The organism is uncultured Campylobacter sp. (genome assembly GCF_938017775.1).
In the GTDB taxonomy this organism is placed as follows: Bacteria; Campylobacterota; Campylobacteria; order Campylobacterales; family Campylobacteraceae; genus Campylobacter_B.
In genome coordinates this window covers 1-20,224 of record NZ_CALIIU010000011.1, presented here as the reverse complement: position 1 = coordinate 20,224, position 20,224 = coordinate 1, and the positions used below count along the sequence as shown (strand labels likewise).

Here is a 20,224-nt window from a genome sequence, read left to right as displayed (position 1 = left end):
ACTAGACGTCAAATTTTACCCGCTTGCGCATATAAAATTTTAAAATTTTTAAAAATATCATTACGCAAGCTTAATTTCCTATTTTTAGTGCTATCTGCTAAGCACTTAAATTGATGGAATTTATGAAATTTTACTCAATCCGCTTTTTTCTAAGAATCGTTATAATTTCAAGTTGAAATAGCGGAATTTTGTCAATATCGCCATTTGCCACTTTAAATTTGTTTTGTAATTGCTTCGGATATCTAACGACCCCTAGTTCGAGTACGACGCAGAAATGTCATAAAATCCTTAAAACTTTGTTGGTTACCAGACGTGAAATTTTAAGTGAGCACGTAAAAGGATTGCGTCTTAATATTAGCTGATTTAGAGGCGGATCTTCTTGTTTACTTGATGGGAATCTTGTATTTGCGGTTTTGTGATTTAGCGCTGAATTTTGCGGTAGAATTCTAAAACTACTGCGTCTAAGAATTTTAGAATTTTACCGTTTTAAAGCATTAAATTTTTACGATTTTAAGATTAGTTGCAACCGTAGAAAAATTCGCGGTAAAAGTGGTGGATGCCTGTCGTGCGGATTTAGATGCTAGATTAATCCGCAAGCGCTACGCTTTTACTAAAATTTTATCTTTATCAAAATTTTAAAATTTCAATCGCGGTTATTAAAATGCTTCGGCGCAAACATAAATTTCTAGCCGCCTCGCTATATTTTGTAGGCCCGTTCGGAGCTTTAAAATAGCAAGCCGCGTGTCTGCTATTTGCCAAAAACCCTAGCGAAAATCGAGTCTACGTTTTTGGTGTAATATCCGTAGTCAAAGCACTCTTTGATTTCGCTTTCGCTTAGCTTTTCTCGTAGCTTTGTATCTGCTAGCAGATTTTGTAAAAATAGGCTATGTCCTTGCTCATCTATAGCTTTTTTGCCCTCTTGCAGATCCGCCCAGACCTTCATTGCATTACGTTGCACGATTTTATAAGCATCCTCTCTGCTAACTCCTCGTTTAGGCAGCTCTAGTAGCACGCGCTGCGAAAATACGAGTCCACCGGTTAAATTTAGATTTCTCATCATATTTTCGGGATATACGAGCAGTTTTTCGATCAAGCTCGTCAAGCGATTTAGCATAAAATCGGCGGTTATAAAGCCATCAGGGAGGATAAATCGCTCGACCGAGCTATGGCTGATGTCGCGTTCGTGCCATAGTGCTACATCCTCCATCGCGGGTATTGCGAAGCTACGGATCATACGGCATAGCCCCGTTACGTTTTCGCTAAGCACAGGATTTCGTTTGTGTGGCATCGCAGAGCTGCCCTTTTGTCCTGGGCTAAAAAATTCCTCCGCCTCATAAACCTCGGTGCGTTGATAGTGGCGGATTGCGATAGCGATCTTTTCGCAGCTGGAAGCCAGGATCGCAAGTGCGCTCATTACCTGCGCGTAGCGATCGCGCTGGATGACTTGATTGGATGCGGGAGCGGGCTTTAGCCCCAGATATTCGCACACTAGCTCTTCCAGCTCTAGTGGAGCGTGGGCGAAATTCCCCATCGCACCGCTTATTTTGCCGTAGCTGATAACGCTTTTTGCGTGTTGCAAAAGCTCTAGCGCGCGATTTATCTCATCATACCAGACCGCAAGCACGAGTCCGAAAGTGATCGGCTCGCCATGGATACCGTGGCTGCGCCCGACCATCAGCGTCATTTTATGCTTCATGGCTTGAGATTTTATCGCGGCTTTTAAATTTTGCACATCCTCAATGATGAGCTCCATGCTTTCTTTGATTTGTAGCGCGACGGCGGTATCGATGCAATCGCTGCTAGTCATGCCGTAATGTACGAAGCGGCTCTCCTGCCCAAGGCTCTCACTCACACTCGTTAGAAATGCAATCACGTCGTGCTTGGTGGTCTTTTCGATCTCATCTATCCGCTCGATCCTAAAGCTTGCGTTTTGTAGAATTTTATCTTTATCGCAGTCGCTTATTAGACCTAGTTTATTCCACGCTTTAACCGCCGCGAGCTCGACTTTTAGCCACGCGTCGTATTTGGCTTGCAAGCTCCATTTTTCAGACATCTCTTTTCTTGCGTATCTTTCGACCATTTTAGTAGCCTTTCGGTTAGAATTTCTTGTATAATGATGGCAAAAATTATATAAAAATAGGGCTGAAAGTTTAATATGGGTTATGAGAAAAGAAGCCTGGGAAGCTTTGAGGGACGCAAAATTTACGAAATTCTGCTTAGCCTCGGATACGATATGAAATCCGCGCAGCGCATCTGTGACAAGCACCGCGTAACCGATGTAGAGGATCAAAATTTACATAAAAGCTCCGTCGCGCACGGAGAAATTTTTTTGATCGATTACAAATGCGAGCCGCGCGGACTGAAGCCGATCTTTGAGTGCGATGCGTTTGCGGCATTTGACAAGCCGAGTGGAATTTTAAGCCATCCGAGCGGGCGCAACTCGCCTTATAATATGTATGACGAGATCTGGTCGCTATACGGGCAGGATGCGTGCGTGGCGCACAGGCTCGATCTCGAAACCAGCGGCGTTTTGATCGTCGCGAAAGATAAAAATGCGGCGCGCGAGCTTAAAGAGTGCTTCGAACAGCGTAGGGTGATGAAAAGCTATCTAGCGCTCGTGCGAGGGGATTTGAGAGAGGGCTTGCGAGGTGATTTGCAAAGTGCCGCTTGCAATGGCGAGATAGAGGATTGCTATGCGCTAGGCTCGGATGAAATTTGCGGATCAAAATTTGCGGGCGATGCTGTGAGCTTACCAGATAACGTATCGGATCTGCGCGATATGCGAGCTTTAAAAGGGGCAGGCGATAAATTTGGATTTAATATCTTGTCTAATGGTGCGAGTAGGGGATTGTGGCGCAGCGCTCTATCTGACGACGCGCAGGTTAAATTTAAATTTGGTGCTCCTACTGGCGATGTTGGCGGCGAATTTGAATTTGATGCCTTATCCTGCGGAGTGAGCGATAAGCTTAAACCCGCTATCGCGATGAGTAGCGCGGATAACGGACATAAACCTTGCGCCTTACCTGTGGCTAAATCTATGCTGGCTCCTTCTACGGGCTGCGTAAATTTTAAAAAATTTGAGCCTGCAAAATACGCAAAATTTAGCGAAAAACTGAAATTTTTAAAGGATTTTGAGGGGTTTGTGATTGATGCTCCGATCGCCCCTAGCGACGAGTTTGCCGATCTTAAAATTCGTATGAAAATATCGCGCGATGGCAAGGAGGCAATCACGCTGATACGCCCGCTGCGATATTTTGAGGACATGGACGCTAGCCTGATTGAGTGCTATCCACTGACGGGTAGGCAGCATCAGATCAGGCTGCATCTATTTGCCGCGGATACGCCGATATTGGGAGAACCGCTGTATGGGCTTTCGCGAGAGCAAGCGGAGCGGATATTGGATAAAAAGATGGATGAGACGGAGCGGATCAGAACGACAGGGGCGCCGAGATTGTTGCTACACGCGAATACAATTTGCTTCGAACTAGGCGGCGAACGATACGAGATAAAAAGCGAATTTGACGCCGCAAGAGAGTTTTATAATCTCGTGAAAATCGGTAAAATTTAAATAACTCAATAAAATTTTGAGGTGGCGGCGATTATTTTTATGACCAGGATTTTGCTTTTGCCGGTTTTTATAAAATTTTGTGGTTACAACGACGTTTAATTTATTAATTCCTCATCTATAGTTATTTGAAAATTTTAAGACGATTTTATTTTGCGATAGCTATAATTCATAATTAGAATATTAGTAATTTTGAATAAAGGATGAAAATGTTATGGTGGGAAAAAACAGTGGAGTATTATTTTGTAAAGCAGTGTTTGTTGGACATCGATATAGCTCCACTTGATGGTGATGTAGAAAAAATAGGTGATGCCTTAACACATAACAATGGGAAGTTTTTACTTATAGAGTTTAAAAGGGCATTCGAGAATTTATCCTCAGAAAAGAGAAAATATGCAGATTGGGAAAAAAGCGCTAAGGCCATAAAAGCATATAATTCAACTTGGCTAGACGGAGGGTTTCATATATTTATTTTCGGTAGCGAAAATTACGGTAAATTTGAGCTCAGAGCGCATAAATATTGGATGCTTCAAGATAAGTTGGGCGGTAGCATAAAAGATTTTAAATCCGATGTTGATTCTTTTAAAAAATATAATCAAGAACATGGAATATTTAAAAAAGAATTTGACGAATACGCTAATTTCCTATTTAAGCAAAAGGGTGGGGCGGGAAGCTCTGTTAATTTAGAAAGCTCGGCATTAATAGCAAGCATGGGGAGCAAAACAGCAGTTGCTTCTTTTGGAGAATATTGCAAGAGGGTGCTTGGTTTGGGTATAGACCGTAGCATAGAACAAAAACAAACAATAGAAATATCGCAAGATATTGGCATGGGACTTGGATTGTAATTGTTAATTTCTATGAAAATTCGAAATGTTAAGGGTAGATTAGAAGGAATTCGCGGATGATTTCAGCGTTTGTTTTGGCATAATCGCGAGTTTAATAGTATGTAAATTTAAAATTCGGAATAGCGGTATAACCAATATGAGAGAAACTTTATAAATGTCAAAGCGAGAGAGGAGATGCGATATTTCTCATTGTATCGCTAAAATTCTACACTCATTCATTTATACAATCATAATTGCAAATTAGTGCGAAATTTGATCGGTAAGATGTGCGTAAGATTGAGCCGCGATAGTTAATTTTATTATTTCAACTTCTTGCGTTTACATATAGTAAAAGTAATAAAGAAAAATGCGTAAAATGTAACCTAAAAGTAACTATAAAAATTTGTTTTATGCTTTAAAATTTGGTTTATTTTATTCAAATAGCCATAAACGCTACTTCCACTTCGCCGATATTTATGACCTTGCCTTTGTGCGTCATCAAGCCTAGGCCGTGCTCCATATCCCACGAGCAGCTAAACTCAAAGCCGATTTTCGCGCCGTCTAGGATATAGATATTTTGTAGCTCCAATAGTCCACTAAGCTCCTGTGGCGTGCAGATGCCTGGCATGAAATCGCTTTTCGCTTTGCTCGGATAGTCGTAGATCTCCTGCCATTTTAGGTAGTTTTTTAAAATTTCGCTTAAGATGCCCGTTAAAATTTCTTCCTGATTTTGTTTTAGAAACTCTAGTACGTCCGATTATGCGCGATTTGGCTTGTTCGTCTCCTCGCCGTCTTCATCTAAAAAGGTGCAGCAAAACTCGCCTTCTTGCTCTAAAGCTTTGCCGAAATACTCCAGCCGCAGCGGGAAACTAAAGTTCTCGTATTCCTCATCTTCAAATTTTGGCAAAATTTTAGGCTCCGCAAGATGTGCATTAAAAAACTCCGCGACCTTTAGGCTGCGGGTGAAAAGGTACTCCTCATTCGCTTCGTAGCTTTTGCGCAAAAACTCAAGCGCCTCCTGCTCCGCGCCGCACTCGAGGCAGCATTCGCCCTTGTAATAATCGCTCACGTAGGGCGGATTTTCATTGCTTCTGGCGTGCTTGTCCATCTCGCCTAGCCAGCGCAGCATATTTGGGGCGTCGCCCGCCCATTTGTACTCATTTACCATGCGCGCTGCGTAGATGTATGAGTCGTAGACGCGGTATTTCTCATCGTCCGCCTCCGCCCATTTTGCCTCGATAAAGCGGATAATTTCCGCCTTTGTAATCTTTGATTTTTTTAAGCAGCGATCTGTCTAAGAAAACGCCGATCTCATCCATTATTTTTTGCGCATCCATTGCTACTCCGTTATAAATTTTTTACTGATCTGCCTTATGATCTGAAAATAATCCTCGAATTTTTCTTCTACTTGTTCGAAATTTTATCGGTACAGATACCACTTTGAGCCGGAATTTTACCTTGCTCGTTTCTTTGTTTGAGCTGTCCGCACGCCGCACTGATATCTAGCCCCTTGCTCTGGCGGATCGTGCAAGTAATGCCGTGCGCGCATAGATAGTCTTGAAATTTCACCATATTTTCGGGGCTTGGTCTGCCAAAGCTCGAGCCTTCGTGCGGATTAAAATAGATCAGATTTACTTTTGCGCGGATGCCGTGCAGAAGCTTCACTAGCGTTTTAGCATCGCTTGAGCGGTCATTTACCCCATCGATCATTAGATATTCAAACATCACGCGCTTTCGCAGATCGATTGGGAACTCGCGCACCGCCTGCATGATCGATGCGATATTGTAGGCGCGATTTATCGGCATTAGTTTTTCACGCAGTTCGTCATCCACTGCATGCAGTGAGATCGCGAGCAACACGCCAAGATCCATTTCGCCAAGCTTTTTTATCTGCGTAGAAAGTCCGCTAGTGCTTATCGTTTGGCGACGTGGCGCTATGGCGAGTCCGTCGTTTTCTTTTAAAATTTGCACGGCTTTGGCAACGTTGTCTAGGTTATTGAGCGGTTCGCCCATCCCCATATATACGACATTGACGCGGCGCTCGTACGGGATCGCGTTCATTTTCTTGATGAGCCAAATTTGAGCCACGATTTCGCCTGGAGTTAAATTCCGTACGAAACCACCTTTTGCTGTCAGGCAAAAGCTGCAGCCAATTTTGCAACCCACTTGCGAACTTACGCAGATTGAGTAGCGCGCGTGTCTTATAACTTTTTCGTTTTCATCTCGCAACTCATCCTTCATCGGTAGCAGAACGCTTTCGATCGTCTTGCCGTCTTTGAGAGAGAAAAGATATTTGATACTGCCATCGCTACTTGTTTCGGATCTGACGCATTTAAGCGGGTCTAAATAAAAATTTTGGGCTAAACTTTGACGGATCTCTTTTGGTAGATTTAGCATTTGTGCGAAGTCGTCCACATTCTTTTTGTAAATCCATTCGTAAATTTGCTTGGCTCTAAATTTTGGTTCGACGAAATTTTCAAGCTCTTTCATCGTAAAATCAAAGATATTTTTCAAATTAATGCCTTGGTTTTTAGATATTTAGTTAAATTTTCTTTTGCAGCGGCGTGATTTTTTAAAAAATCCGTGTGAGCGTTTGAATCGCAAAAATTCGTTGCACAAAAAATTCCGTAAGCGGGAATTTGAAATTTTTGAGCTACCTTAAGAACCGCAAAAAATTCCATATTCTCTAAAAAATAACCTCGCTCAAAAAATTTTAGCGCGGATTTGTTATCGGTCGTGATAAAATTTGAGCTATTAATTATTGTTTCATATGAAACATTGGTAGAATTCCTAGCTATAATTTCATAGCTAATCGGGGAGTATGAAAGCTCATAAAGCGCCGATATCTCGCAGTTTGCAGCCGATCTGCTTTCATAAATTTTTAGAATTTTACCTTCTTTATATAGCCCTGCAGAACCCACGAAAATGATTTCACTCGGCAAGCTTTGTCTATTTTCGCATAAAAATTTAGTCAAATTTATACTCATATCCACTAGCCCTACGCCCATAGGCAGGGCAAAATCAAAAATTTCATTTCGTCCAGCAGAGATTATCATTTACACATTCACGCTTTCATTATTTTCTCTAATCATAGCAAAATGACGATAAATTTAAAGCTAAATTTTGAAATTTTTTCGTCGTAAAGTATCAGATGAAATTAAAATAAATCGAGTAAATATCTATGAGAGCTGTACCCTTATCTTCCCATAATGCTAGCAGCGCAGGTGGCGAGTAGAAGATGGAAAAGTATCTAAAAAAGCTTATGATTTAGCTAAAACGAATAAATTTTACCTAAGCAAAATAATACTTGTCAAAAAACTTGCAAGATAACGAAGGGCTGAAATAAAATTAATTGTTTAGCCGCTTTGACAGCTAAGTTTCAACCCCACGGTATAAACCTGACTAAATTTACAGTCTCACTTCAATATTTTGTTCTCGCAAATACGCTTTTAGTGCCTTGATTTCGATTTCTCTGAAGTGAAAAATCGACGCTGCCAAGCATGCGTCCGCGCCCGCTAAAAATGCGTCTTTAAAGTGCTCCATTTTACCCGCACCGCCGCTTGCGATCACAGGGATATCAAGCGCGCTAAAAATTCGCGTCAAATTTAGCTCAAAGCCGTTTTTAACGCCGTCGCAGTCCATCGACGTGAGCAAAATTTCGCCCGCACCGCGCTCCTGCGCCTCTTTCGCCCAAGCAAGCGCATCCCTGCCGGTATCCAGCCTACCGCCGTTTATAAACACACTATAGCCGCAAGGCTCGCCGTTCCCAGTTAAAATTTCATCCTGCGGAGCGCGTAAAATTTTGCCAAAATTTCGAGTCTCACTGCCTAAATTTGTGTCTGGATTTTGCATGTCGCCGTGTAAATTTCCATTTGAATTCCTCGCCGCGACATATAAATTACCGCGCGAAATTTCACTAGAATTTCGTTTTGCGTCGATCGCGATCACGACGCACTGCGAGCCAAATTTATTTGCCGCTTCGTCTATCAAATTTGGATTTTTTATCGCGGCTGAGTTGAGGCTGATTTTATCGCAGCCGACGTTTAACAGACGCGAGATATCGTCGATCGTACGGATACCGCCGCCTACTGTTAGCGGGATAAAAAGCTCGCGCGCGACCCGTTCCACGACATCCACGATCGTATCGCGCCCCAGATGCGACGCCGTGATGTCAAGGAAGCACAGCTCGTCCGCGCCCTCCTCGTTGTAGCGTTTGGCGACCTGCACCGGATCGCCCGCATCCACGAGACCTACGAAATTTACGCCCTTTACCACGCGTCCATCTTTGACGTCTAGGCACGGGATTATGCGTTTTGCAAATCTATTCAAAGCAGCCCTTTAGAATAAAATTTTTTATGATTTTAGCCAAATTTTACTTAACATAATGACTTTATAAGTAAAATTTGGCTAAACTCTCGCGATGATTAGGGCGAAAAAAGAGTTCGGGCAAAATTTTTTAAAAGACGAAGCCGTTTTAAGCAAGATCATCCAAGCGATTCCCGATGGTGCACAAAATGTCGTTGAAATCGGGGCTGGCTTAGGTGATTTAACTCGCAAGCTTTTGGAATTTTACAGATTAAAAAGTTTCGAGATAGATGAAGATTTATATCAAATTTTAAGCGCTAAATTTGCGCAGCAGATCGCTAGCGGCGAGCTTGAGCTCGTTTTGGGCGATGCTTTGCGGATTTGGCAGCAGCGGGGTCTTGGCTGCGGCGAATATTTTTTAGTCGCAAATTTGCCCTACTACGTCGCTACAAAGATGATTTTGCAGGCGATCGACGATGAGTTGTGCAGCGGATTTTTGGTGATGATCCAAAAGGAGGTCGCTTTAAAATTCTGCGCTAGAGCCGGGCAGAGCGATTTTAGCGCTCTTTCGATCCTGGCGGATCTTGCGGGCGGTTGCGAGCTTCTATTCGACGTTGAGCCTGGCTGCTTCGAGCCTGCGCCGAAGGTAACTTCGTCGGTGATCAGGCTCGTAAAAGACAAAAATTTTAAGCCAGGTGTTGAGATAAACACAGATAGCCTCGGCATAAAAAGTTGCGCTCGTTTCCAAACTCTCGATGAATACGAGAAATTTAAAAGCTTTTTGCGCGTATCTTTCAGCGCGCCGCGAAAGACGCTTATTAAAAATTTAAGCGCAAAATTTGATAGAGGCTTAGCCGAAGAGATCTTTTTAAATTTGCAAATTCCGCCCACAGTTCGGGCGCACGAGTTAAATTCCACCCTTTTTTTAGAAATTTTTAAAAATTTAAAGGCAAAAGATGGAAGAAAACAGAAATGAAAACGGCGTCGAACGACTCAAAAAAAGCAATCGCTATAAAAAACGCAAGGAAAATCTAAAAAAATCTATCGCGAGCGAAGGCTCTGCGGGCGATGTGAAATTCGGCGGCGAGCACGAAAACGGCTCTCGCAAAAATAAAGGCGCGAAAAACGGGCAAAATTCCGCTCGTTCAAAGGGTCCAAAAAACGGCTCTCGCAACGGATCAAATTCTGCGAGCGGTTCGTCAAACGGCGGTTCAAACGGCGCGAGTGGTGCGCATTTCGAAGGAGTATATCCAAAAAGCAACGAAAACGGCGCGGGTGGTTCAAATTTAAACCGCGACGGCCGTGCAAAGCCAAGCGGCAATAACGCAAAAGGCCCGAATTCTAGCGTCGCAGACGATACGAACTCTTCGGATTCGCAGAAAAAGAAAAAGCACAAAAAACGCTCAAATATGCCAAAAAGTCTTACTGGTAATGAGCCGTGGCAAAAGGCGATGGAAGAGGCGATCGCGGAAAATAAGCTGATTCACGAGGAGCGCTTGCATCCGCTTAAAAACGCTAACCGCAGCGATGAGACGGTGCGTATCACGCCGCTTGGCGGGCTAGGCGAGATCGGCGCGAATATGACCGTTTTTGAGACCAATACGAGTGCGATCATCGTCGATGTGGGTATGAGCTTTCCGGAGGAGAGTATGCTTGGCGTGGACATTTTAATCCCCGACTTCGATTATGTTCGCAAGATAAAAAACAAGATCAAAGGCATTCTAATCACCCACGCGCATGAGGATCATATCGGCGCGATGCCATATTTTTTCAAAGAATTTCAATTTCCGATCTACGCTACGCCGCTTCCTTTAGGGATGATAAGCAATAAATTTGAAGAGCACGGCCTAAAAGCCGAGCGTAGCTACTTCCGCCCCGTGCAGAAGCGCCAGCTCTATCAAATCGGCGATTTTGAGGTCGAGTTTATCCATATAACGCACTCGATTATCGATGCAAGCGCGCTTGCGATCACGACGAAGGCAGGCACCATAATCCACACGGGCGATTTTAAGATCGATCACACGCCGATCGACGGCTATCCGACCGATCTGAACCGTCTGGCGCATTACGGCGATCAGGGCGTCATACTTTTGATGAGCGATAGTACAAACTCGCACAAAGAGGGGATCACGAAGTCCGAAAGCTCGGTAGGCAAGACCTTTGATACGATATTTTCGAGCTGTAAGGGGCGCGTGATAATGAGCACCTTTAGCTCAAACATCCACCGCGTCTATCAGGCTATAGAGCGCGGCGTAAAATACGGCCGCAAGGTCTGCGTCATCGGGCGAAGCATGGAGCGAAATTTATTTACCGCGATGGAGCTTGGCTACGTAAATTTAGACAAAAAAATCTTCGTCGATGCCGATCAGGTCTCAAAATATCCCGACAATGAGGTTTTGATCGTAACCACCGGCTCGCAGGGCGAGACGATGAGTGCGCTGTACCGTATGGCGACGGACGAGCACAAATATATCAAGATCAAATCCACCGATCAAGTAATTATCAGCGCCAAGGCGATCCCTGGCAATGAAAGCAGCGTATCGACCGTGCTTAACTACCTGCTAAAAAGCGGCGCAAAGGTCGCGTATCAGGACTTCAGCGAGATACACGTAAGCGGGCACGCCTCGATCGAGGAGCAAAAGCTCATGCTGCGCCTGATAAAGCCGAAATTTTTCCTACCCGTGCACGGTGAGTACAACCACATCGTAAAGCACAAAGAGACTGCGATGGAGTGCGGCATAGAGGAGAAAAATATCTATCTGATGAACGACGGCGATCAGATGGAGGTTTGCGAAAAATACCTAAAGCGCGTCAAGACCGTCAAGACGGGCAAGGTCTTTATCGACAATCAGATCAACAAGCAGATCTCTGATGAGATCGTCAAGCACCGCCAAAATTTAGCTGATGCGGGCGTCGCGGTCATCATCGCGCAGATCGATAAAAACGAAAAGAGGCTTATTCAGACGCGCGTCATCACCTACGGGCTCGTCGCCGATAATCAAACGGCGCACTTTACCAAAGAGATGCAGGGCATCATCGAGCAGTTTTTGGCAAATTTAAAAGATGAAATTCTGCTCGATCACTGGGCGCTGGAGGGCAAGATCCGCCAGGCCGTGCGCAAACACATCTTTAGAAAGATCAAAAAATATCCGACCATCGTGCCGGTGATTTATTTGATGTAAGCGCGGCTAAATTTTATGGATTTAAGGCTTGCTTTGCGGTGTCGTGGGTGCATGAAATTTTATGTTGCGGGCGTAGAGTACTGAATTTTATGACGTAAGCGGGCTTTGCAGCGTTGGAATTTCAAAGCGGCATTAGCAGGTCTTGTAGCGCGAAATTTTAAAGCGGCTAGTAAAATTTTAGCACAGAATTTCGGCGTAAGGCAAAATTTAAAGAATGCCTAGGAAGGCTGCGGCAAGCGGGCAGGACGGCGCGCTATTTTGTAGATTAGAATTTTATGACGCAAATTTCAAAGGTGCGAAATTTCGGCTAGCGCAAATTTAGGCGCGGCGCAAAGAGGTGTAAAATGAAAGTAAATTTTAAAAAGAAGGTTTAATGAGTGAAATTCTAGATACGGCACGAGAGGTGCTAAGGCTCGAAGGAGCGGAGCTTTTGCGGCATGCGGATCTTATCGGCGGCGAAATTGAGCGAGCCGTAAACTTGATCCTAGCTTGCAAAGGCAAGGTAATCGTCACCGGCGTGGGTAAGAGCGGCCACATAGGCGTTAAGATCGCTGCGACGCTTGCCAGCACCGGCACGCCGTCGTTTTTCGTCCACCCTACCGAGGCGCTGCACGGCGATCTGGGCATGATCGGTAAGGACGACATGGTGCTTGCGATCAGCTTTAGCGGCGAGAGTGAGGAACTGGTTAGAATTCTACCTCATCTCAAACGCTTCGGCGTGAAGATCATCGCGATGGCGCGTGATAAAAACAGCTCGCTCGGCAAGGTTAGCGACGAGTTCATAAGCCTAAATATCGTCAAAGAGGCCTGCCCGCTAGGCGCCGCACCGACGGTTTCTACGACGCTAACACTTGCGTTAGGAGACGCGTTAGCGATCTGTTTGATGAGGCAGCGCAGATTCGGCAAAGAAGATTTTGCAAATTTCCATCCGGGCGGCAGCCTCGGCAAGCGGCTTTTCGTCAAAGTAAAAGACGTAATGCAAAGCAAAAATTTGCCGCTCGCAAAGCGCGACGCCAGCCTAAAACAAGCTATCGACGTTATGACTCACGGAAAGCTCGGCACCGTCTTGTTAGTGAATGAAAAGGGCGCGCTCGAGGCGATTTTAAGCGATGGCGATCTGCGCCGCGCGCTGATGCGAGAGGATTTTGACATCAATGACGGCGCGCTGAAATATGCTACGAAAAATCCTAAAATGCTGGACGATAAAAATATGTTAGCCATAGACGCGCTAAATTTGATCGAGCAATTTAAAATTCAAGTCCTGCCCGTGGTCGAAAACGGCGTGCCCGCGGGGATCTTGCACATTCACGATCTAACTAGCTTGGGGCTAAAATAATGCAAAAGATGCGTCTGAATAAATTTATCTCTCATAACACCGGCTACTCGCGTCGCGAGGCGGACGAGCTGATCAAGCAAGGCAAGGTTAGCATTAATGGCCGCGTCGTTAGCGATTTCATCGAAGTTAGCGGCGAGGAGAAGATCCGCATAGGCTCGCGCCTCATCAAGCCTAAGACGGAATTTACGATGATCGTTTATAACAAACGCAAAGGCGAGTTAGTTACTAAAAAAGACGATCGCGGCAGGCGGACGATTTATGATAGCTTGCCGGAGGGATTTAGCAGATTTGTTAGCGTGGGGCGTTTGGATTTTGCAAGCGAAGGGCTTTTACTGCTGACCGATGCGCCCGCAATCGCTACGGCGCTGATGAACAGCGACATCGAGCGAGAGTACTATCTAAAGGTAAAAGGCGAGGTGGGGGATGAGGTGGTAACAGCGATCCGCGAGGGCTTTTTCGCCGCAGATGCGAGCAAAGGCGCGCACGCCAAAAGCAAGATCAAATCGATGGAATTTAAGCCCTTTTTGGGCTACCGCATAATGCCTAGCAGCGGCGGCTATACGAAGATCAAGGCGATCATCAACGAGGGGCAAAACCGCGAGCTGCGCAGATTTTTCGGCTATTTCGATCTGGATGTTGTGGAGCTTAAGCGCACTGCATTTGGTAGAATGATCCTCGGGACGCTAAAGCCCGGCAAATGGCGCTATTTCGATCAGAGCGAATACGAAGATCTGCGCGATTTTTTGAAAGAAAACAAAATCCGCTATTAAATTTAAGGAGGCGAAATGAGCTCAAAGACGAACGCCGCGCGCGTACTGGACGGTCTGAAAATCCCTTACGAGATCAAAGAATACGCGGTGGATCCTTTAAATTTAGACGCGGTGCATGTAGCAAACAGCGTGAACGAGCCGATCGAGCGGGTCTATAAAACGATAGTTTGCACAGCGGATCACGAATACGTCGTAGCCTGCCTGCAAGGCGATCTAAATCTCGATCTAAAGGCGATCGCGCATATCTGCGGCGCGAAGCGTTGCGAACTGATGGATTTGAAGGATTTACAAAAGGTCACGGGCTACATCAGGGGCGGTTGTTCGCCGCTTGGAATGAAAAAGCACTTCCGCACCTTCATCGATGAAAAAGCGCTAACGCAGGAGAAAATTTACGTTAGCGCAGGCGTGCGCGGAAAACAGATCGCTCTTGCACCGAAGGACCTCGCAGCTGCTACTGAAGCGCAAATTTGTAAAATTACTCACGACTAACGCGGCGTTACTTTTGCTGTCATTTGCATAAGTAACGCCTGTGGCAAGCTAGTCAAAATTTGCACTGCAAATTTTGACTTTTAAATTTGGCGCCACCGTTTATTAAAACGAGCTCCTGCGCAGCAAGAAAATACAAATCAAATAAATTTTTATAAAATTTTATTGTTAAAATTCTAAGTGCCGCACACCGCAAAATAGCTCAAACGAGATGACGAGCACGCGGGGCGCGAAGCAAACCCTTTAAAGCGCATATATTTTGCGCGCGATCTGTTTTGCTCGCTATAAATTTAGCCTCTCGGCGCTCGGCATTATTTGCGATAAAATTTTAAAATTTCATCGCAAATTTTATACGCCTCGCCTATTTTTTAAAAAGATCAGAGACGTTTGGGGCTTGCTTTTCTTGCTCGCTGGCGGCGAAAAATTCCGCTTTGGCGAAGTTAAAAACGCTGGCGATGATGTTAGTAGGAAACATTTCGCAGGCGTTATTATAAACCGTAACGGCGCCGTTATAAGCGCGGCGTGCGGCGCTGATCTGCTCCTCGCACTCGCCTAACGCGTTTTGTAGCTTGGCAAACGATTCATTAGCCTTGAGGTTTGGATACGCCTCTACCGCAATGCGGATCTGCCCCAAAAGAGCCGAAATTTCGCTATTTAGCTTAAATTTATCCGCGTTAGAAGCCGCGTTGATCGCTTGCGAGCGAAGTTCGCTAACACGCGTTAGCACGGCATTTTCGTGGCTCATATATTCTCGCGTGGCGCTAACTAGATTGGGGATTAGGTCGTAGCGTTTTTTAAGCTGCGTATCGACGGTGGAAGCGATATTTCGCACCTGGTTGCGTTTGGCGATGAACGAGTTATAAACGCCTACTAACGCCAAAACTAACAAAACTATGACGACTAATAAAATCAAAGCCGCATTCATTTTCTCTCCTTTTGAAGTATTTCAATTAAAAATAAGAATATTTAGCTATACTTGCCATTTCTTTTCGCGTGTCAAGGTAGCTCAGCTGGTTAGAGCGCTGGTCTCATAAGCCGGAGGTCGAGAGTTCAAGTCTCTCTCTTGACACCATCCTTAATTCCTTTAAGAGCCGCAACGGCGCCTCAAAAAAGTTCGAGATTATATCTTACTTATACTTGAAAAATAATGAAAATTGGCAAAAGCATAAAATTTATTTTGCAAGCAAAATTCCTAAAACGATCAAATTTTAAATAATTTTACTGTGTTAAATTCCTCATTAAATGCTCATAATTATAAATATATTTTACCCGCTTTAAAATGCAAAAGCTCATTTTATAGTATAATTTTCTCAAAAATACAAAAGGCTATCCATGCTTAAATACTTAGAATTAGGCGTTTGCGATATAGATTTAAAGCCCTCTCATCCTTTTGTCGGCTCGACGATTCGGGGCACTTTTGGATACGCCCTTAGGCGGGTAAGCTGTCCTTATATAGGCGCGAACTGCGAGAAATGCGACATCTCCGGCGAATGTGTGTATAATGAATTTTTTGAAAATGTATCCGATACGCCAAATTTCAGGCTAGATATCAATCTTAATCAAAAGAGCTTTGATTTTAAAATTTTACTTTTCGAACATGCCGCGCGCTACCTGCCTCACGTCGCTATCGCTATTGTAAATATGCAAGAAATCGGGCTTGAAGTAAGTAGACGCAAGTTTAAATTTTCAAATTTTACCCTAAACGGCGAAATCGTAGAGCCTAAATTTCTACTTTCAAATAAGCCCGAGCCGCTAAATTTCACGCCAGATTTCACCGCGGGCGATTATGAAATTTCGCTTCTTACTCCGCTTCGTATGAAGCAAAAAAATACCCTCGTCCGCCGCGATATCGATTTTAAATCCTTCATTCGCCAAATCGCTATGAGATTTGAGAACATAACGCGCGAGCCTATGGATAAATTCGAAGTAAAATTTGACCGCTTCGAGCAGGACTTGAGGTTTTACGATCTTAATCGCTACTCAAATCGCCAGCACACCAAAATGCAATTTGGCGGCGTACTCGGACGGATGCGAGTTTTCGGACTTGATGAGCGCTCGGCAAAGCTTTTACAACTCGCTAAAATTACCGGGGTCGGCAAAAGCACGGTTTTCGGACTGGGCAAGATAAAGGCAGAGCGGATTTAAATTTCGCCGTGGATTGCGATGTGGAATTGAAATTGCACCGCGAGTCGCGGAGCGGATAAATTTGCCGTGGATTACGGTATCGGCGCATTTTGCGCGATATCTACTAGCTAAATGCAATGACAAGGAGGCGTCATGTTTGATCTAAGTTTAGAGGATATTTTTACCGCAGGCGCCTTTGAATGCGCGCTAAAAAGGCTAAAGCGCACGGCTTTGGGGCTTGATGGACTTAGCGTTGAGGATATTTGTTCGGGCGAATTTTACGCTGAGCTAAAGAGCGAAATTTTTAGCCTTTCTTATTCGCCGCAGCCCTTAAAACGAGCCTTTATCCCAAAAGAAGCCAAAGACGAGTTGCGTAAGCTCGCCGTGCCCTCGCTAAAAGATAAATTTGCGCAAAATATCCTCACTCGCGAGCTTTCAGGCTATTTTGATAAAAGCTTTTCAAACCGCTCTTATGCTTATCGAAACGGCAAATCCTATGCTAACGCGATCTTTCGCGCTCGCGATTTTTTTAAAATTTTCAGCTTTGCCGTCAAAACCGACATCAAAGATTTCTTTGAAAATATCGATCACGAAAAATTGCTTGAAATTTTACGCGCAAATATCCGCGACGCTCGAATAATCAGGCTCATTGAGCTTTAGATCAAAAACGGAATTTTCGAGCGCTTTGATTACCGCGCTCACGCAAAAGGCGTTCATCAAGGCGACGTCCTAAGCCCGCTTCTTTCAAATATCTACCTAAATCAAATGGATAAATTTTTAGAACAAAGCGGTACCGAGTTCGTTAGATACGCCGATGATTTCGTTATGTTCTTTGTTTCATATGAAGCCGCCGAGAGAGGGCTCGCGCGCCTGAAAGATTTTTTAAAAACCATAAGCTTATCGCTAAACGAAGCCAAAACCTCCATTCACGGCAGAGATAGCGAGTTTATATTTCTTGGCGTAAGCTTTAAAGGCACAAATTTAAGTATCGGCGAGGAAAAATTTAAGCGCATTCTAGCCAAGCTCGCAAGTTCTGCCAAAAAGCAGGCGATAAGCCAAAGCGTAGAAAATTTAAACGCCTACATATATCATCTAAAGGCTATCTCACTTAAGCTTTTCTCGCCCTCGCAAAAAGATAGCTTTGGCCTGCATTTTGATGAGGTTGTGACAAATTTAATACGCAGATTTCTAAAAACTGTAGATAAAAGAGCTCTTGCCGAGGCCTTAACTAATCTAAACTTCCCCTACGAGCTAGGCAAAACGGCTAGAAAGACCAAAATTCTAAGCTGCTATAAAAACGCCAAACGCCCCGCCGTAAAGTCCGTCCAAAACGCGCTTGAGGCAAAGAAAAGAGAGTATCTAAAAACTTTCTCGCAAAGCTCCGTTATCCACATCACGACGCCGTTTTATTTTTTAGCTTTGTCTCAAGGCAAATTCGTCCTAAAAGACAAAGGCGTTATCAAGCATAAATTCCCTATAAATCAAATTTCGCAAATCATCATTAATGCTCAAATTTCACTTAGCTCCGCCGTCATAAAAGAGTGTGCCAAAAAGAAAATCTCCATAAATTTCATCGACGAAAAGACCAATCTCAGCTACGCCACGCTCATCAGCGCAAATTCCGCCATCTCTAAAACCGCCGCCTCGCAAATTTCGCTGCTAAAGACCAAAAGACCGCTCCGTATCGCCCAGCAGTTCATCATCGGTAAGCTAAAAAATCAGATCAACTATCTAAAATATCTAGGCAAATATCATAAAAGCTTAAGCTCAGAGATAGCGACTATGCAAGAAATTTTAAAGCTCCGCGTCCCGGGCGCCGCAAGCGTAAGCGAGCTTTTGGGCTTTGAGGACAGCGCTGCAAACTCCTACTGGCAGGCTATCGCAAAGGTGATCGACTACGAGTTTGGCTTTAGTGCGCGAGTGACGCAGGGCGCTACCGACGTCGTAAATTCCGCCCTAAACTACGGCTACGCGATCCTCTATTCAAAAATTTTAAAATCCATCGCCGCTGCGGGTCTCTCGCCTCACGTCTCCTATCTGCACGCACTCGATGAGCAAAAGCCCACTCTCGCCTTCGATCTCATCGAGGAATTTCGAGCCTTCATCGTCGATCGCGCCGTAATCTCGATGGTGAATAAAAACGAGCCCTTTGAGATAAAAGACGGGCTCCTATCTGTCGCAACCAGGCAAAATATCGCCAAAAACGTAAATGAAAAGCTCTTCGCTTGCACGCAGTACAGAGGCGAACAGCTAAAAGCGCAGGATATCATAGATAAGCAAGCCTACGCTCTAAAACGAGCCGTAACGCAAAATGAAAAATATAAGCCTTTCATAGGGAGATTTCAATGAATTTAATCATCTGCTACGACGTTTGCAAAACTAAACGCCGCAACAAACTCGCCGCCTTGCTAGAAAGCTACGGACTGCGGGCGAACTACTCGGTATTTGAGCTAGACGTCTCCGAGCGCGAATACATCTTGATAAAAGACCGCATTGCCCGCATAATCGAGCCCAAAACCGACAAAGTCCTATTCTACCGCATCTGCAAAACCTGCATGGCTAAAAGCGAGAGTTTGGGCGAGGGCGAGATCTTTCGTCTTTCGGACACCTACGTCTAAGCCCCATTTTTATGGATTTGATTTTCGGACTTTTTTAAATTTCAAAATGCCGAGTCTAGCGCACTTTTATATTTTACTAAGTTTCAAAATCTCCGCAAAGCTCAAATTTCGCTCGCGCCAAAAACCCTTTCTCGGACTTCCGCTATTTAGCCTATTTTTAAAGCCCCATTTTTATGGCTTTTTACGTTTGTGGAATTAGGCAGAAATTCGAAAAAGTCTAAAATTCTAATTTTTGCGTTTAGATTTTCGGACTTTTGCGCTTATGCAAAGACGCTTAAATCCACACTTTTAAGCCCGCCCTAAGCAAAAACCTCGAAATTTGAAATTAATTTTTCGCCCCTTTCTCGGACTTTTTCGCGTTTTGTGATATAATGGCGCTCGCAAATAGTTCTTTAAAAACTCATTGTCAATTTTAATGTGGTTTTTGGGCTATTTGATTAGAATTTCCCCGATTTAGGGGATTGAAACGTGGGTGAACATCACACCTGCTTGATACAGGTGGCCGCATTTGATTAGAATTTCCCCGATTTAGGGGATTGAAACAAGCAACCATTGATCTCTTCCTCGCCCCATGTTACGCGGATTTGATTAGAATTTCCCCGATTTAGGGGATTGAAACGAGCTCCCCTTCCATCCATTTTATGATGAAACCTTGCGCATTTGATTAGAATTTCCCCGATTTAGGGGATTGAAACTTCACTAGCACCTACTTCAATCTCTTCTTGAAGCCCTAATTTGATTAGAATTTCCCCGATTTAGGGGATTGAAACTCGCCATCTTTTAGAGCTAGAAAAATTCCCGATATATCAGGATGCATTTGATTAGAATTTCCCCGATTTAGGGGATTGAAACACTACAATGCCGCCATTATCGACAACCGATTTGACCGATTTGATTAGAATTTCCCCGATTTAGGGGATTGAAACGAATTCTGACCCTACAGCATAACTGCTGTTGTAATTTGATTAGAATTTCCCCGATTTAGGGGATTGAAACTAACTGAATATCTTCGGC

18 protein-coding genes, 1 tRNA gene, 1 pseudogene and 1 CRISPR repeat array are annotated in these 20,224 nt (G+C 44.3%); of the genes and pseudogenes, 12 read left to right on the top strand and 8 right to left on the bottom strand.

Features of this window, described 5'->3' with window-relative positions; genetic code table 11:
- Positions 1–748: 748 nt before the first annotated feature.
- Entirely contained in the window at positions 749–2,080 is a 1,332-nt protein-coding gene (gene purB, locus Q0537_RS01965) for an adenylosuccinate lyase (protein ID WP_299224663.1), read from the bottom strand.
- A 75-nt stretch (positions 2,081–2,155) separates the two neighbouring features.
- On the opposite strand from purB, the gene Q0537_RS01960 reads away from it, so the two are divergent.
- A complete protein-coding gene (locus tag Q0537_RS01960; protein ID WP_299224661.1) occupies positions 2,156–3,568 on the top strand; it encodes a pseudouridine synthase in 1,413 nt (470 codons plus the stop codon).
- Positions 3,569–3,774: 206 nt separating this feature from the next.
- A complete protein-coding gene (locus Q0537_RS01955) occupies positions 3,775–4,410 on the top strand; it encodes a hypothetical protein (RefSeq protein WP_299224659.1) in 636 nt (211 codons plus the stop codon).
- Between the two features lie 415 nt (positions 4,411–4,825).
- Here the strand turns inward: Q0537_RS01955 and Q0537_RS01950 are convergent, their stop codons facing one another.
- The 6 genes from Q0537_RS01950 to hisF form a co-directional block, all read right to left on the bottom strand.
- The gene (locus Q0537_RS01950) at positions 4,826–5,017 is read right to left on the bottom strand and encodes a hypothetical protein (protein ID WP_299224657.1); all 192 of its coding nucleotides are present in this window, start codon (positions 5,015–5,017) and stop codon (positions 4,826–4,828) included.
- 129 nt (positions 5,018–5,146) lie between these two features.
- Complete coding sequence (locus tag Q0537_RS01945; RefSeq protein WP_299224655.1) at positions 5,147–5,557, bottom strand: hypothetical protein; 411 nt, start codon at positions 5,555–5,557, stop codon at positions 5,147–5,149.
- A 40-nt stretch (positions 5,558–5,597) separates the two neighbouring features.
- Positions 5,598–5,726, bottom strand: coding sequence for a hypothetical protein (locus tag Q0537_RS01940; protein ID WP_299224653.1), 129 nt, complete (start codon positions 5,724–5,726; stop codon positions 5,598–5,600).
- A gap of 67 nt (positions 5,727–5,793) precedes the next feature.
- Positions 5,794–6,903: a 23S rRNA (adenine(2503)-C(2))-methyltransferase RlmN gene (rlmN, locus tag Q0537_RS01935; RefSeq protein ID WP_299224651.1), complete on the bottom strand. Its 1,110-nt coding sequence runs from the start codon at positions 6,901–6,903 to the stop codon at positions 5,794–5,796.
- Positions 6,900–7,445, bottom strand: coding sequence for a purine-nucleoside phosphorylase (locus Q0537_RS01930; RefSeq protein ID WP_299224649.1), 546 nt, complete (start codon positions 7,443–7,445; stop codon positions 6,900–6,902). The genes rlmN and Q0537_RS01930 overlap by 4 nt, the downstream gene beginning before the upstream one ends.
- A 352-nt stretch (positions 7,446–7,797) precedes the next feature.
- Complete coding sequence (gene hisF / locus Q0537_RS01925) at positions 7,798–8,718, bottom strand: imidazole glycerol phosphate synthase subunit HisF (protein ID WP_299224647.1); 921 nt, start codon at positions 8,716–8,718, stop codon at positions 7,798–7,800.
- 91 nt (positions 8,719–8,809) lie between these two features.
- On the opposite strand from hisF, the gene rsmA reads away from it, so the two are divergent.
- The 5 genes from rsmA to ybaK all read left to right on the top strand — a co-directional run bounded on the left by rsmA (position 8,810) and on the right by ybaK (position 14,471).
- Positions 8,810–9,670, top strand: coding sequence for a 16S rRNA (adenine(1518)-N(6)/adenine(1519)-N(6))-dimethyltransferase RsmA (gene rsmA, locus Q0537_RS01920; RefSeq protein WP_299224645.1), 861 nt, complete (start codon positions 8,810–8,812; stop codon positions 9,668–9,670).
- Positions 9,651–11,876 (top strand): ribonuclease J, encoded by a 2,226-nt coding sequence (locus Q0537_RS01915; protein WP_299224643.1) that lies wholly within the window; start codon positions 9,651–9,653, stop codon positions 11,874–11,876. The genes rsmA and Q0537_RS01915 overlap by 20 nt, the downstream gene beginning before the upstream one ends.
- A gap of 373 nt (positions 11,877–12,249) precedes the next feature.
- A complete protein-coding gene (locus Q0537_RS01910) occupies positions 12,250–13,212 on the top strand; it encodes a KpsF/GutQ family sugar-phosphate isomerase (protein ID WP_299224640.1) in 963 nt (320 codons plus the stop codon).
- An 8-nt stretch (positions 13,213–13,220) separates the two neighbouring features.
- Complete coding sequence (locus Q0537_RS01905; RefSeq protein ID WP_299224667.1) at positions 13,221–13,982, top strand: pseudouridine synthase; 762 nt, start codon at positions 13,221–13,223, stop codon at positions 13,980–13,982.
- A gap of 15 nt (positions 13,983–13,997) precedes the next feature.
- Positions 13,998–14,471, top strand: a complete 474-nt coding sequence (gene ybaK, locus Q0537_RS01900) for a Cys-tRNA(Pro) deacylase (protein WP_299224638.1) — start codon at positions 13,998–14,000, stop codon at positions 14,469–14,471.
- Between the two features lie 358 nt (positions 14,472–14,829).
- Here ybaK and Q0537_RS01895 read toward each other — a convergent pair whose 3' ends face one another.
- Entirely contained in the window at positions 14,830–15,393 is a 564-nt protein-coding gene (locus tag Q0537_RS01895) for a LemA family protein (protein ID WP_299224636.1), read from the bottom strand.
- Between the two features lie 70 nt (positions 15,394–15,463).
- Here Q0537_RS01895 and Q0537_RS01890 point away from each other — a divergent pair.
- The 5 genes and pseudogenes from Q0537_RS01890 (at position 15,464) to cas2 (ending at position 19,210) form a co-directional block, all read left to right on the top strand.
- A tRNA-Met gene (locus Q0537_RS01890) sits at positions 15,464–15,540 on the top strand.
- A gap of 260 nt (positions 15,541–15,800) precedes the next feature.
- Entirely contained in the window at positions 15,801–16,613 is an 813-nt protein-coding gene (cas6, locus tag Q0537_RS01885) for a CRISPR system precrRNA processing endoribonuclease RAMP protein Cas6 (RefSeq protein ID WP_299224634.1), read from the top strand.
- A gap of 132 nt (positions 16,614–16,745) precedes the next feature.
- Positions 16,746–17,546, top strand: a pseudogene (locus tag Q0537_RS01880) (reverse transcriptase domain-containing protein); the annotation flags it as partial.
- A gap of 210 nt (positions 17,547–17,756) precedes the next feature.
- Complete coding sequence (gene cas1 / locus Q0537_RS01875) at positions 17,757–18,941, top strand: CRISPR-associated endonuclease Cas1 (protein ID WP_299224665.1); 1,185 nt, start codon at positions 17,757–17,759, stop codon at positions 18,939–18,941.
- Positions 18,938–19,210: a CRISPR-associated endonuclease Cas2 gene (cas2, locus tag Q0537_RS01870; RefSeq protein WP_299224632.1), complete on the top strand. Its 273-nt coding sequence runs from the start codon at positions 18,938–18,940 to the stop codon at positions 19,208–19,210. The genes cas1 and cas2 overlap by 4 nt, the downstream gene beginning before the upstream one ends.
- 431 nt (positions 19,211–19,641) lie before the next feature.
- Positions 19,642–20,206: direct repeats of the CRISPR family, unit length 37 nt; unit sequence ATTTGATTAGAATTTCCCCGATTTAGGGGATTGAAAC.
- Positions 20,207–20,224 lie beyond the last annotated feature (18 nt).